Genomic DNA, 14,664 nt, shown 5'->3' with positions numbered 1-14,664 from the left:
GTTTCTTTTTATTCTAAAGCGGCTATAGTGGTGGCGCGTTGAGAATCGCTTCTTTCGATCCTGGTAGGCCTGGTTGAGATTCTGGAATCGTTTCCAATCCTTCAACTTTTTCTACAATACCATTTTGATTGAAAAAGATTTTCAAATGCTGACCATGCGCGGCAGGGATCTTGGCTTTTTTAGCATAAGTTCCTGGGATATAGTTGTAAATGTAGTCCCAACGTAATGGATTCATCGGGTCGGCGATGGTAGGACTGCCCAGCAAAAAGCGGACTTGTTGATGACTCATACCGACTTGGACTTTAGACGCTTGAGCTTGGGTTAAAGGTGTACCCTGTGGAATATCGACTTTATAAACGCCCAAGGTCGAACAGCCTGCGAGCAGTGAAGTGACCAATAACGTCAACATGATTTTTTGCATTTTGCTACACTATCCCAAATTAATTATGATGCATTTGATCTTGATCCAGTGTTAGATCATACTGCATCTTAACTTTGTTGCATATTCCAACTTTAATTTTGTTGAGAGACCTTTTTTCATGCCTATTTCAAATCAAGAATTACGCAAAGCTGGACTTAAAGTTACCCTTCCACGAATTAAAATCTTAGAATTATTAGAAAATTCAAAACAACATCATTTAAGTGCAGAAGATATCTACAAAACTTTACTCGATCAGGGTGAAGATGTGGGTTTAGCAACTGTGTATCGTGTGTTAACACAGTTTGAAGCTGCAGGCATTATTGAGCGTCATAATTTTGAGAACAATCATTCTGTGTTTGAAATTATGCAGGAAGATCACCACGACCACTTGGTTTGCTTGAACTGTAGCAAAGTGGTTGAATTTATTAACGATACCATTGAAAAAGAACAGCATGATGTAGCTGAAAAATTTGGTTTTGAGCTCACAGGGCACTCGCTGAATTTATATGGTTATTGTGATGCGCCAGAATGTCGTGAAGCCTTACGCAAGAAATAATTTGCTGTAAGCATAAAAAATAGGCTTCCGTATGGAAGCCTATTTTGTTTGTGTTTAAGCGTTGTTGTGATGTTATTGCCCATCGAAGGTAATATTCGAAGTTGCATGTAACAAGCGCTCGCCACCTTCTTCTGCAAGTTTGATTTGTAGACGCAAATCGTTTGGCGAGTCGGCGTGTTTAAGTGCATCTTTGTAGCTAATTTGTTTGGCTTTATAAAGATCGTATAACGCTTGGTCAAAGGTTTGCATACCCAACTCACGTGAACGCTTCATCAGGTCTTTAATTTCGTGCACATCACCTTTACGGATTAAATCTGCAATCAGTGGTGAGTTAATTAAAATTTCAATCGCAGCACGACGTGAGTTGCCATCAATGGTTGGAATTAACTGCTGTGCCACAATTGCTTTCAGGTTTAGCGACAAATCCATGAACAACTGGTTATGACGGTCTGCTTCAAAGAAGTGAATAATACGGTCAATTGCTTGGTTAGCGTTGTTGGCGTGTAGGGTGGCAAATACCAAGTGACCTGTTTCGGCAAAGGCAATTGCATAATCCATGGTTTCGCGGGAACGAATCTCACCAATCAGAATTACATCAGGCGCTTGACGCAAGGTATTTTTTAATGCGATTTCAAAGGAGTCGGTATCAATCCCGACTTCACGCTGGGTAATAATACAGCCTGCATGTTCATGCACAAATTCAATCGGGTCTTCAATGGTAATGATATGACCTTTGGAATTTTGGTTGCGGTAACCAATAATAGACGCTAAAGAGGTCGATTTACCTGTACCTGTCGCACCTACAAAAATGATGATGCCACGTTTGGTCATCGCCAAATCTTTGAGAATAGGTGGCAGTTTCAAGTCATCCATGGTCGGGATTTTGGTTTCAATCCGACGGAGTACCATGCCCGGCTCATCACGTTGTTGGAATGCGCTGACACGGAAACGTGCTGTTTTTTCACGGTTGGTAATCGCAAAGTTACATTCACGGGTTTCGGCAAATTCCTTGCGCTGTTTTTCACTCATAATTGAGTTAAGCAGCTGACCGACAATTTCACCTGTAAGTTTACTTTTGGCTACAGGCACAATTTGTCCATGAATTTTCATGGAAGGTTCAACATCGGCTGTAATAAACAAGTCAGACGCTTTTTGCTGAATCATTAAATTCAGTAAATCATTAAAGTCCATCGCGTATCTCGAATTTTAAACTTATAAGAATGATTCAGGCTGTTTTGCAACCGTACGAGCCGTTTGTGGGCTAATCACACCGCGCGATACCAAGTTTTTCAAACTCTGGTCAAGGGTGGTCATACCGTAGTTGGCACCAGTCTGAATTGCCGAGTACATTTGAGCTACTTTGTTTTCACGAATCAGGTTACGCACTGCAGGAATACCAATCATGATTTCATGCGCAGCTACACGACCACCACCATTTTTCTTGAGCAGGGATTGTGAAATGACGGCTTGTAAAGATTCAGACAACATGGCACGTACCATGTCTTTTTCTTCGGCAGGGAATACGTCAATCACACGGTCAATGGTTTTTGCTGCAGAGGTGGTGTGTAGCGTACCAAATACCAAGTGACCCGTTTCAGCAGCAGTCAGTGCCAAACGAATGGTTTCTAAGTCACGCATCTCACCAACTAGAATAATGTCAGGGTCTTCACGCAGTGCCGAACGTAATGCTTCGTTAAAGCCATGCGTATCACGGTGTACTTCTCGTTGGTTAACCAAACATTTTTTAGATTGGTGTACAAATTCGATTGGGTCTTCGACGGTCAGAATATGGTCGTAGCGATTGTCATTAATAAAGTCAATCATCGCGGCAAGTGTGGTTGATTTACCTGAACCTGTTGGGCCTGTCACCAATACCAAACCACGTGGATATTCACAAATATCTTTAAAGATTTGTCCCATGCCTAAATCTTCAAGGGTCAAAACTTTAGAAGGAATGGTACGGAATACTGCACCTGCACCACGGTTTTGGTTAAATGCGTTCACACGGAAACGAGCCACGCCTGGGACTTCAAAAGAAAAGTCCGTTTCTAGATTTTCTTCATAATCACGACGTTGTTTATCATTCATAATGTCGTACACTAATTTGTGTACTTCTTTATGTTCTAATGCTGGTAAGTTAATTCGACGAATTTCACCATCCACACGAATCAGTGGTGGCATGCCCGCAGATAAGTGTAAATCCGAAGCGCCGTTTTTAGCGGAGAACGCCAATAATTCTGTAATATCCATGAAAGTCCCCGAGATCAATTAAATCTTAATTATTTTGATAGAATAATACGGCTTTCCATCAGCTTAACCAACTGTTAGTTGCTGGACAAGGTAAAAAAAGATGAATGAAATGAGAAATGCATCAATGAATAATCTGCAGCTTATGCGCACTCAGGTTTTGCAACAAATTCAACAGGCATGCCAGTTGGCACAGCGCGAGCCAAATACGGTGCAATTGTTGGCAGTATCTAAGACTCATCCGAGTGAAGCCTTGCGTGAAATGTATGTGACAGGGCAGCGCGCTTTTGGCGAAAATTATTTGCAAGAAGCTTTGGATAAAATGCAGGCCCTGAGTGATTTAGAAATTGAATGGCACTTTATTGGGCATGTGCAGCGCAATAAAACCAAACATTTGGCAGAAAAATTTGCATGGGTGCATGGGGTAGATCGTTTGATTATTGCCGAGCGTTTATCGAATCAGCGCGATGCTCAACAAGTGTCCCTGAATATTTGTTTACAAGTAAATATTGATGCGCAAGACACGAAGGATGGTTGTCAGCCGAGCGAAGTTGCAGAATTAGTCCGACAGATCAGCCAATTACCGCATTTAAAACTACGCGGTTTGATGGTGATTCCTGCACCTGATCATCCTCAAGCTTTTCAAGATGCCAAACAATTGTTTGATGCAGTGAAAGCACAACATGCACAACCTGAAGATTGGGATACTTTGAGTATGGGGATGTCGGGCGATTTAAATGCCGCAATTGCAGCAGGTTCAACTATGGTACGGATTGGTACAGCATTGTTTGGCGCACGTGACTATTCCAAGGCTTAATTGCTAGATGAACAAAGAATCTGCCAAGATTTTGCAAACATTATCTTGTACGTTTTGGCTGACATGAAATGCGGAATTTTGCGGCTAGTGCTGAAGGTTGGATTTTCTTAATATGAACTTATCGGGAATCAGGGAGTTTCCTAAATAAGAAGAATAAGAAATAGAACAACACGGAAGTGCTTGGTACGACAGGAGTTATACCAAAAACTGAATCTAGAAAGCCTCGACAGGATGTCGAGGCTTTTTTAGTTATGTATGCTGTAAAGCTGTCAAAGTTTTGGCTTGTGTAGATTATTTTTAATAACCTTCACTATTTTTAGAAAGCGCCACTCCCGTCCAGTAAATAGGTGAAGTAGACATTCAAGATTTATTTTCTATCCAGATTCGAATACGGGCAATCAGTAAAAATAGCAAAAAACAGAACTGAAAGAAGCCTGTGAAAATGATGGTCCAACCGCTATTTCCAGGTGTTTTTCTTGCATCCAACTCAATGACTAAAGTGCAGACGGTGAGAATGATTTCAAAAATTAAAACCGCTTTAAAAACCCAAGGTTTAGGGAAACGTATTAACCATGTGAGAAAAATAATACTTAAACTGGGCAATACAGCAAAGAGAATAATCGTTTTTATATCCATAAAATTAAGTACTTAAAGTGTGTGTGATTTTAAAATAAATTCAATACAACTTCATGGAAGCCTAAAATCTGAAATCTCACAGTCATCTCAATAATTCTTCAATCGACAAATAATCTTCAGATTTTAGGCAGTATTGGCTTTAACCCACCACATTGATTTCACTTGCCCCTGCACCCACTGGTTTGACTTGAATTTGCACAGGAATTCGTTCGTGCATTTCCTGAATATGCGAAATCAGCACCACTTTACGTCCCTGACTTTGCAGATGGTCTAAGGCATTCATCACCATGTGCAAGGAAGTCGGGTCGAGAGTGCCAAAGCCTTCATCAATAAATAGCGATTCCAGTTTCATTGAGCCAGATGCCATATTGGCAATTGCCAGTGCCAAAGCTAAAGAAACCAAAAAGGTTTCGCCACCCGATAAAGACAGAACAGGGCGAATTTCACTGTTCATGTCTAAATCAATAATCGCTAACCCCAAACTGTCTGGAATACGATGCAATTGATAACGCGAACTCAGTGGTAGCAATTGCTGATTGGCGTATTCCACCAAAATATCCAAGTGATGTTCTTGGGCAATTTTCTTAAATTTTGTCCCTTCTTTATGCCCAATTAAATCGTAAATACGTCCCCAACGATATTCTTCAGCTTTGATATTTTCAATTTGAGTTTGATAGGTAGCAAAAATCCCTTGATTGGTGCTATTCAGGCGTAGCTGTGCCTCAATCTCATTATAGTTTTGCTGTTGTTTGGCTTTGTCTGTTTGCAGCGCTGCCAGTTGCGTGGTGACCTCGTCAAAACTCAGTTGTGGCTGTTGCTTTAAGTGTTTTTGATATTGCTCTTCCAATGTTTGCCAAGCCGTTTTAGCACTCTCCAAACTGTTTTGTTGTTGCTGCAGCATGTTGCGTATTTGCTGATGTTCGGCATAAGAAATCTGTAAACATTTATCAATGATGCTGGCTTGAAAATGCGTGTGTGTCGCTTGCCACGTTGCAATGTGTTGCTGACATTCAGTGTGTTGCTGCATGCGCTGTTGAATTCTACTATCCAAACCATGTTTTTGCAGTTGTAAGTCTTTTAACACCTGTTCTGCTTGATTAAGTACAGTTCGTTGTGTGCTAAGTGCAAGATTGAGTTGCTGTTGTTGCTGATCTAAAGCCTGCTGCCATTCTTGATAGGTCTGATATTCACATCCCGCATGAGTTCTTGTAAGCTGCTTAATTTGATCACGCAGCTCACTTCCTGCAGTTTTAATCTGCTGCAGTTGTAGGGTTTTCTCTGCATGTTGCTGTTGTAAAAATAGCAACTTTTCTTGCACTTGCTGCTGTTGTTGAGTCAGTTGTTCAATCGTTTTGCTCAGTTGAACTTGCTGCTGCTGCAAGTGATGACGTTGCTCTAACTGTTGTAAGGCATTTTGATAGTATTCAATCGGTTGATTGAGCCAAGCGTGTCTTTGTTCTGCATCTAAAAGCGACAAAATAGGCTGTAAACGCTGAGCGAGGTCTTGGCGTTGTTGAATAGCATATTTGAGTTGTTCTGCCTGCTGTGCAGCATTGCGCCATTGTTTCAGGGTATCGTTTGCTTGTTGAATACTCTGCTGCAAGTGTTGAGTGGATTGATGTGTTGTTGCCCAATGTTGCTGTACGTGTTCAATTTGCTTTGCAACAGGCAGCGCTGCATCCAAATCTAAAGATAAGGATGTTGCAAGCTGTTGCACCAATGTCTGTTGTTGTTCAAGTTGCTGTTGCAGTTCAAGACTGCGTTGTTGTTGTTGATGATAAGTTGCATCGTATTGACTGCGAGCACGCTCCAATTGTTGTAGCTGTTTTTGCGCATGCTCAAATTCAGTTTTGGCCTGCTGCAATTGCTGATCCTGCAATTGGTTTAAAGCGTCACTGAGTAAATTTTCATGCTGAATAAACGGATGTTCATGGCTGCCGCAGACCATACAGGCTTCATTCGGTTTTAATTGGGCACGTAAATCCTGCACACTTTGATGCTGCAATAAACGCTGCTGTTCAAAGATCTGCTGTAATTGTTGCAAGGCTTGTTCAGTAATTTGCACTTGCTGCTGTTGGGTTTGAATTTGAGTCTGTGTCTGCTGTTGCAGACTTAAAGTTTCTTGCTGACGCTGTTGTAACTGCTCAAATAGGGTGGTCTGTTGTTGCCATTGTTCAAGTGCCTGTTGCAAGCGCTCTAAAACATGCACACTCTTTAAAGCATGTTGTAATTGCTGTTGCTCTGCCGTGAGTTGCTGCTCAAGTTGTTCAGGATGTTGATATTGTTTTTCCCAAACCAACAGTTGTTGCTGTGTATGTTGTTGTTGCTCAATTAAAGTATCTAATGCAGATTGGAACAGCGTAGGGTTTTGCTGACGTAGTTGCTGTTCAAGCTGCAAATAATCTTGCAGACGTTGCAACGTAAGGGCTAAATTATCATCAAAATTTGCCCATGCCGCAGTCTGTTTGAATTGCTGTTGTAAATGTTGCTGTTGTTGTTGCTCGGTTGCAAGTTGAGTCGTCAGTTGCTTCAAATTATTTTGCACAGGCTGAATTTGCTGCTCTGCAAATAATTTTTGTGCAGCATCCAAAGCGGTATATTGTTGAAGTTTGCTAGAAATTTCATGTTGTAACTGTGCCGCAATTTCAAGTTGTGGTTTCAATTGTTCAACATGCTGCTGCCATGCCTGAAGGTCTTTTTCCGCTTGCTGTTGCTGACTAATCGCTTGCTGTTGTGCGTATTCCGCTTGTTGCAAGTTTGGTTCAAATTTCAAAAGCTGCTGATTCAGATTTTTTAGCTCGGTATCTGCTTGCTGACGCAAGACAAATTGCTCGCGGATGGTTTGAAATTCATCTAAATGTTTGAGCAATTGTTTTTGAGAGGCGAGTTTAAGATCGGCATCGACTTGAACATCATATATTTCTTTTTTAGCTTGGGTGCTGGCATAGAGTTCATGGCAATCTTTGTGCCATTTCACATCATTTTCATACAGTTTTTCGGTTTGGGTCAGCAAAGCTAATTGTTGACTTAGGTCATGTTGTTGGGTTTCTAAGTCTTTTAGTGCTTCATCGCTGAGGAGCACCACATGCCCCATGACATTTTCAAGATCTGTTCGCTTTTGTTTAATTTCACTAAATTTAACGGCTGCACGTTTGCTGACTTCGGTAAAAATTTGCGAATTGGTTAAATATTCAAGTAAATCTGCCCGTTCATGGTCTTTGGCTTTTAAAAATGCCCCAACTTCCGATTGTGCCAATAATACTGCGCGTGTGAATTGCTCAAAACTAAGGCCAATCAACTGCTCTACAATTGGCGTAGCTTCAGAAATTCTTTGATTTAAAACCCGTTGCTCATCTAGGCAGGTAATGGCACGTTCAACTTTTAAGTTTCCATCCACTTTGTTATGTGCACGGCGAATTTGCCAACGTGCCGAATAGCGTTTTTGATCGAGCGCGATAAATTCAAGTTCTGCAAAGCCAGAAGTCGTACCACGACGTAAAATATGTTTAGAGTCTTTTAAGGAAATTTCTTTGCCTGCGGTATCGGTCAGACTGCCTGTAGCACCTCTCAAACGTGGAATTTCGTCATAAAGTGCCAAACACATGGCATCCAGCAAAGTCGATTTGCCTGCACCAGTTTTGCCCGTAATTGCAATTAAACCTGCCTGTGCCAGTGGCTCATCTTCAAAATTGATGACATGCGTGCCTGCCAAAGATGCCAAATTATTTAAACTTAAACGTAAAATTTTCATGGCAAATCCTTAAGCTTTATTCTGATCAAGTTCTTGTTGGGCTTCGGCCAAAAGCTGTAAAAAATCTTGGCTCACTTCTGGGTCAGGTTGATAGCCCATTTTTTCCCATAAATCTAAAAATAATTTTTCAGGCGTAGGCGGCTCTAAATCAATTTTTGATTGTTGCACGTTCGAGTTTTCACAGTTTTGAAAGCGTCGTGCAATGCGCAGTAAACGATAGCGGTTGGCAGGCAGTGCTTGTTCAATTTGTTGGCGTAAATCAATGGGTGGCGGGGCATCGCTGATATATTCAATTTCTAAAAAATGCCGTGCGCAAACTTCTGCAATTTCATCTTTTGGCAATTTATTCAGTTCGGTGATTAATTCAGAAAGTTCACAGCGAATCCGAAGCAGCTCTACCGTACGTGGAATAAGCAAGCTTTCATATTGGAAACGCTGTGCATCTGCCTGTAATGGATCAATCCTAACTTCAAGGACTTGGTGTTTATAATTCAGCTCGCTAAATGATAAAGGGATGGGTGAGCCGCTATAGCGAATGTGTGGCTGTCCGACCTGTTGCGGTTTGTGTAAGTGTCCGAGTGCGACATAGTCAATCACCTCATCAAACAGCGCAGTCGATAAGGCTTCTTCATTCCCCACTACAATTGGGCGTTCTGAGTCGGAAGTTTCGCCACCTTGCATGTGTGCATGTGACATTAAAATCAGGGCTTGATCGGGTTGTTTACGGGCTTTGGCTTCTGCAATCAGTTGTTGATGTAAGTAAGCAACCGCAGATTGATTGTCACTGCTATGTTCATTTAAACCTGTAATTTCTGCACTGCGTAAATAGGGCAGGGTCAGACACCATGCCACAATATTTTGCGCAGCGTCATAAATAGGCACTAGGAGTTTATCTAAATCTAATTTTTGCTCGGCTGTTTTACCAATCACGCCCACAGCTTTGGCGTTGAAGCGGTCTAAAAAGGGTTCAACTTGCTCAATGCGATACCCAGAGTCATGATTGCCTGCAATCATTAAGGTTTGCATGTGTGGAGCAAGCACATGCGCATCGGTAAGGAATTGATAGAGTTGTTTCTGAGCGCTCGAAGCAGGATTGACCACATCAAAAATATCGCCTGCTATGAGCAGGGCATTCGGCTGTTTGCTTTTAATTTGAGTTAAGAGCCAATTTAAAAATTCAGTATGTTCATATTCACGTTCATGGTGATGGAAAAATTGCCCCAAATGCCAATCAGACGTATGTAAAAAATGAACAGCCATGCGTGTTCCAATCTTGATGTTGAATTATGGGATAACTTAACATAACTGAGCGCAACACTGCGGCAAAAAACCAGTTTTCTGCTTTTAAAGCGACAATTTAGGTCGCAGAGATTTTAAAGAGAAGGGAAAGTAAAATCTGTCGTGGTCTGTATAGAAAAATATAGAGAGTTAAAATACTGATGTTAGAAAGGCTAAAAAAAGACCTTAAAAAATAAAGACCGACGATTCGAGTGATGATGAAATCGTCGGTCAAAGAAAAACTTGCGATACAGTAAAGCTTTGGCTGATGTTCAAAGCATGACTGTATGCGATTTATTGCTTTAGTCAGGTCACCGAAAATATTGTGGATGCCATACACATTAACGGTTGTTGTGACCTTGTAGCCTATATAACGTCAGGCTTTTGTATTCGGTTGACAATTTCATGAAAAAAAAATCAATTTTTTTTATACTAGGCTGAATCTTTTGTCTGAGTCATCTTTATGGTATCGCTAAGCCGTTATTTTATCTGGTTTTTCTTGTATTGCTTTGTGATGACCTGTATTTGTGGCGTATTGGCTGCATTATTACCTGCGGGTGTAGGCGGGATTTTAACTGCGGTGCCTTATTTGGTTGCCATGATTTTAGTGCTGTATAAGTTTTTAAAACAACAACGCCGTGCGCCGAATGACAAGGAACGCAAGACATTTACTTTAGGATTTAGCCTGATTTTTTGGGGCTATAACTTGGCGTTTTTATTATTAGGTTTGGCGATATTTTCTCGCCAAAACCCAAGCATTTGGCAAGATTTTTTACAGTATTTGCAACAGCCACAATTTATGAGTGTGGTGGTGATCATGTTCTTGTTGATCGCAATTCCATTGTATCTGCTGACCTATTGGTTTTATGGTAAACAGGCACAGCGTATGGCAGTTAAAATGTTTGGCTGATAAAAGAAGTTGTTAATATCTGATTTTCTTCAAATATACATGATCAGTTATGTGATGATGATTTGCTTAGACTTGAACATTCAGTCTAAATCACGTATAGCTAAAACTATATTTTTCATCATGCTGAGATTGGAAGATGCATAAACCTTTGGTACTGGTAACAGGGGCAAGTGGTTTTATTGGTTCACAATTGTTGCCATTTTTATTGCAACAGGATTATCGGGTGGTGGGGCTAACCCGACAGCCCAATCGAGTATCCAAACATCCACAATTACGCTGGATTCAGCAGTTAGATGAACTCGACACCGACCAAATTGATTATGTGATTAATTTGGCGGGAGAAAGTATTGGACAGGGCAGATGGACAGCAGAACGCAAACAAAAATTGCTCGATAGTCGAGTTCAGACCACACTGTACTTATATCAATATCTTGAAAAGCGCCGTATTTTCCCCAAGTGTATTATTTCAGGCTCGGCAGTGGGGTATTACGGAATTGACCCGCAGGAACAATGGTCAGCAGTATGTACCGAACACAGTGCAGCACAAGATATTTTTATGTCGCAACTGTGTCAGCAATGGGAACAAGCTGCTTTAAGCTTTAGCCAGCAAAATACTAAAATTATGCGCTTGGGCGTGGTGTTTGGGCGCGGTGGTGGCATTTTACCGCAAATGTTATTACCAATTCGTTTAAATGCCGTCGGGCGGATTGGGCATGGACGGCAGCCTGTTGCATGGGTGCATATACAAGATGTTTTACAGGTCATTCACTGGTTAATGACGCAACCTGTAGACGCCAAAATTTTGAATGTGGTTGCACCTGAAAAAACCAGTCAGCAAGACTTTGCCGAAACCGCAGCTCGGCTTTTAAAACGTCGTCCATTTTTGGTGTTACCTGCTTTTGTCTTGCGTTGGTTATTGGGCGAGCAATCGCAATTGGTGCTGAATGGGCAATATGTTAAACCACAAGCGTTAGAACAAGCAGGCTATTGCTTTCAATATCCAAAACTTGAACAGGCGCTAGCGGCTTGTCTGGGTGCATCATCCTCTACTTAAACAGAGGATGCTGCTGAGTGTTATGCACAGATTGAGGTGGGCTGTAACTGCTTTGGATCATAAGCGGCAGGATCAACAATCGTTTCTTGCCCAAGCATGAGCTGTCTTAATAACTGCGCTGAAGCAGTGCCCATACATAAGCCATTACGGAAGTGTCCGAAATTCATCCATACATTATTTAGGCTTGGCACTTTGCCGATATACGGCACACCTGTAGGCGAGCCTGGACGTAAACCAGCCCATTGTTTCACAATGGGGAACTGTGCCAATTCAGGCATCATTTCAAAACAAGCCGTTAAAATATCTTGTTGGGTTTGCGGGTTTGGTGTGGTGTCAAAACCAACGTGACGCATACTGGAACCGCATAGCACATGCCCATCTTGACGTGGAATCAAGTACATCACCTTGTTCATGCACATGCTTGGCAACCATTGTGCAGGGGTTTTAAATAACACAATTTGCCCTTGTACAGGCTGTACAGGAATCTCTAAACCCAGTTGTGCCGCCCAGTGCTGTGACCATGCACCTGTCGCAAGCACGATATGATCTGCACGATGCAAGCGACCATCGGCAGATTGAATGGCTTGAATACGATCTTCAGTGATCTGAAATTGCTGAATTGGGCAGTGTTCAAAAAATCGCACGCGCGGATGTTGTTTCAAATATTGCGTGAGCGATTGTAATAAACGCGGATTGCGCACATTGGCAAGTTGTGAGAAATACAGGGCTTGTTTAAATTTGGGATGGATATGCGGGTTAATTTGTTCGAGCTGTTCCCGATTCAGATATTCAGCTTGCTGCATCGGTTCATGATGACGTTCGGCATAATTTAAACCAATCTCAAAATCATCTTCATCAAAAATCAACATGCCTGTTTCATGGATTTCAAAATCAATGCCTGTAATGGGTTTGAGTTTTTCATTCCATGCTTGGTACTGCGGTTTGGCAAATTGGGCTAAGTCATTGACCGCTTGAGGATAACGCCACGGATACATGGGAGAAAGAATTCCACCACCTGCCCATGATGCCGCTTGTGCTGCTTGTTGTTGATCAAAAATACTGATAGAGCAGCCCTGCTCTACCAGTTCGAGTGCAGACAACAAACCGCTGATGCCTGCACCAATGATTGCGATGTGCATGAAAGTCGCCTGTTTATGCCATATCTTTAAGTTTGAGTGCTGCTTCTTCGGCAAAATATGTCCAAATACCATCTGCACCTGCACGGCGGCAACTCATTAGCGATTCAATAATCACACTGTCCGACAACCAGCCATTTTGAATCGCGGCAGCAAGCATGGCGTATTCACCACTCACTTGATAGACAAAGGTTGGCACACCAAAGTTATCTTTCACTTCACGTACAATGTCTAAATAAGGCATGCCTGGTTTTACAATCACCATGTCTGCACCTTCTTGAATATCCAGTGCAATTTCATGCAAGGCTTCGGCACGGTTGCCAATATCCATTTGATAATTGTATTTGTTGCCGCCTTTTAGGTTGCTGGCAGAACCGACTGCATCACGGAAAGGACCGTAAAAGCTAGAGGCATATTTGGCTGAATAAGCCATGATAGAGGTATAGATATGCCCGTTGCTTTCCAACGCCTGACGAATCGCACCAATACGGCCATCCATCATGTCACTTGGCGCAACCACATCTGCACCCGCTTCGGCATGACTTAAAGCCTGTTTAATTAGACATTCAACCGTTTCATCATTCAGGACATAGCCTGTGTCATCAATAATGCCATCTTGACCATGAGTGGTGTACGGGTCGAGTGCGCCATCGGTAATAAGTACCATCTCTGGCAATTCTTTTTTCAGCAGGCGTAGTGTGTTTTGCACCAAGCCATCTTCACGCCATGCTGCTTCTGCGGTCAGGCTTTTATCTTCTTGTGGCGTGACTGGAAACAATGCCAGTTTAGACACACCCAGCTGCATTAAACGCTCGGCTTTTTTGAGTAATAAGTCTGCCGATAAACGCTGAATATTGGGCATGCTTGGAATATCTTGGGTTTGATTTTGTCCCGGTAAAACAAATACAGGATAAATCAAGTGATCTGTGGTTAAGTGAGTTTCGCGAACCATGGCGCGTAATTGATCATTTTTACGGATACGACGCATACGAGTGGCAGGAAATGCAGGACGATTGAACGTATAGGTCATAAAAATCTCACTGATCAGTATTAAACTAGACGACTATTGTAGCCCCTTAAATTTCATTTGGGCATACATTGGCTGTTTTTATTGTTGGTAAATTGAGTTGTTTGGACTTTTGGGCACGTTATGAGTAATGCAGAGAAAAATTGGACTGGGAATATACATTTAGGCGCGAAAGTCGATATTGATGTCGTGCTAAGACAATTGGTCAATGCATTTAATGGATCGCCATTTTTTCAACACAATGGCATGAGCATGCGTGTGGTCGATGGTCAAATTGAAGCCTATATTGAGATGCAACCGTATATGGTGGGCAACGTGGCTTTCCAAATTTTACATGGTGGTGTTGCTGCAACCATTTTGGACAGTGTGGGCGGTATTGTGGCGATGGGTGAGTTATATAAAAGAACTGAACCTGACGACTTGCCCGATACCATAAAAAAAGTCACCCGTTTGGCTACCGTAGATATGCGGGTGGATTACTTAGCACCGGGACGCGGTAAGTATTTTATTGCCCGTGCGGAAACTTTACGTTTAGGGCGTAAAGGCTGCACCATGCGCATGACGATGGTCAATGATGAAGATAAACCAATTGCAACGGCAATTGCGTCTTATGCCTATTAAAATCTAAGGTAGGGCGCGAACAATTGTGTTTTGCCTAATTGGATGACTGTTTATTTTGATTAGTTTATTGTTTTAGACATATAAGGAGTTGAGTGATCAGCTCCTTTTTTGTGTGCATAAACAACTTTATGAATTGTGACAGTTTGTAGCGACTTAAGTTTTCTTTAAGTTTAGATTTCTATCTTGAGCATTGAGTTATTTTCTATCCAA

13 protein-coding genes are annotated in these 14,664 nt (G+C 41.9%); 5 read left to right on the top strand and 8 right to left on the bottom strand.

All coding sequences use genetic code 11. The features are described 5' to 3' along the window. Positions 1-22 precede the first annotated feature (22 nt). Positions 23-421 carry an outer membrane protein assembly factor BamE gene (locus tag FTT78_RS10975; protein WP_004975323.1) on the bottom strand — a complete coding sequence of 133 codons (399 nt, stop codon included), beginning with the start codon at positions 419-421 and terminating at the stop codon, positions 23-25. Positions 422-539: 118 nt separating this feature from the next. Here FTT78_RS10975 and fur point away from each other — a divergent pair, with 118 nt between their 5' ends. After that, a complete protein-coding gene (gene fur, locus FTT78_RS10970; protein ID WP_004975325.1) occupies positions 540-977 on the top strand; it encodes a ferric iron uptake transcriptional regulator in 438 nt (145 codons plus the stop codon). A gap of 72 nt (positions 978-1,049) precedes the next feature. Here the strand turns inward: fur and FTT78_RS10965 are convergent, their stop codons facing one another. Next, a complete protein-coding gene (locus FTT78_RS10965) occupies positions 1,050-2,168 on the bottom strand; it encodes a PilT/PilU family type 4a pilus ATPase (RefSeq protein ID WP_104852406.1) in 1,119 nt (372 codons plus the stop codon). Between the two features lie 21 nt (positions 2,169-2,189). Further along, entirely contained in the window at positions 2,190-3,227 is a 1,038-nt protein-coding gene (locus FTT78_RS10960) for a type IV pilus twitching motility protein PilT (RefSeq protein WP_004975327.1), read from the bottom strand. 124 nt (positions 3,228-3,351) lie between these two features. On the opposite strand from FTT78_RS10960, the gene FTT78_RS10955 reads away from it, so the two are divergent. Beyond that, positions 3,352-4,041 (top strand): YggS family pyridoxal phosphate-dependent enzyme, encoded by a 690-nt coding sequence (locus FTT78_RS10955; RefSeq protein ID WP_180044258.1) that lies wholly within the window; start codon positions 3,352-3,354, stop codon positions 4,039-4,041. Positions 4,042-4,401: 360 nt separating this feature from the next. Here FTT78_RS10955 and FTT78_RS10950 read toward each other — a convergent pair whose 3' ends face one another. From FTT78_RS10950 to FTT78_RS10940, 3 genes are all read right to left on the bottom strand, one after another. Then, on the bottom strand, positions 4,402-4,677 hold the full coding sequence (locus tag FTT78_RS10950; protein WP_004975329.1) for a hypothetical protein: 276 nt from the start codon (positions 4,675-4,677) through the stop codon (positions 4,402-4,404). A gap of 139 nt (positions 4,678-4,816) precedes the next feature. Next, positions 4,817-8,428 carry an AAA family ATPase gene (locus tag FTT78_RS10945; RefSeq protein WP_180044260.1) on the bottom strand — a complete coding sequence of 1,204 codons (3,612 nt, stop codon included), beginning with the start codon at positions 8,426-8,428 and terminating at the stop codon, positions 4,817-4,819. Between the two features lie 9 nt (positions 8,429-8,437). Beyond that, a complete protein-coding gene (locus tag FTT78_RS10940; RefSeq protein ID WP_154320420.1) occupies positions 8,438-9,688 on the bottom strand; it encodes an exonuclease SbcCD subunit D C-terminal domain-containing protein in 1,251 nt (416 codons plus the stop codon). 481 nt (positions 9,689-10,169) lie between these two features. Here FTT78_RS10940 and FTT78_RS10935 point away from each other — a divergent pair, with 481 nt between their 5' ends. After that, positions 10,170-10,616 (top strand): ABZJ_00895 family protein, encoded by a 447-nt coding sequence (locus FTT78_RS10935; protein WP_004975337.1) that lies wholly within the window; start codon positions 10,170-10,172, stop codon positions 10,614-10,616. 136 nt (positions 10,617-10,752) lie between these two features. Continuing rightward, positions 10,753-11,670: a TIGR01777 family oxidoreductase gene (locus FTT78_RS10930; RefSeq protein WP_180044262.1), complete on the top strand. Its 918-nt coding sequence runs from the start codon at positions 10,753-10,755 to the stop codon at positions 11,668-11,670. Between the two features lie 20 nt (positions 11,671-11,690). Here FTT78_RS10930 and thiO read toward each other — a convergent pair whose 3' ends face one another. After that, positions 11,691-12,809, bottom strand: coding sequence for a glycine oxidase ThiO (gene thiO / locus FTT78_RS10925; RefSeq protein WP_180044264.1), 1,119 nt, complete (start codon positions 12,807-12,809; stop codon positions 11,691-11,693). Positions 12,810-12,822: 13 nt separating this feature from the next. Then, a complete protein-coding gene (gene hemB / locus FTT78_RS10920; RefSeq protein WP_004975342.1) occupies positions 12,823-13,836 on the bottom strand; it encodes a porphobilinogen synthase in 1,014 nt (337 codons plus the stop codon). Positions 13,837-13,956: 120 nt separating this feature from the next. Between hemB and FTT78_RS10915 the strand changes: the two genes are divergently transcribed. Further along, on the top strand, positions 13,957-14,454 hold the full coding sequence (locus FTT78_RS10915; RefSeq protein WP_096902274.1) for a thioesterase family protein: 498 nt from the start codon (positions 13,957-13,959) through the stop codon (positions 14,452-14,454). Positions 14,455-14,664: the final 210 nt, after the last annotated feature.

This window comes from Acinetobacter sp. YH01011 (genome assembly GCF_013420785.1).
GTDB lineage: Bacteria > Pseudomonadota > Gammaproteobacteria > Pseudomonadales > Moraxellaceae > Acinetobacter > Acinetobacter towneri.
The sequence above is the reverse complement of the archived record's forward strand: the minus strand, read 5'-3'. Positions and strand labels throughout refer to the sequence as shown.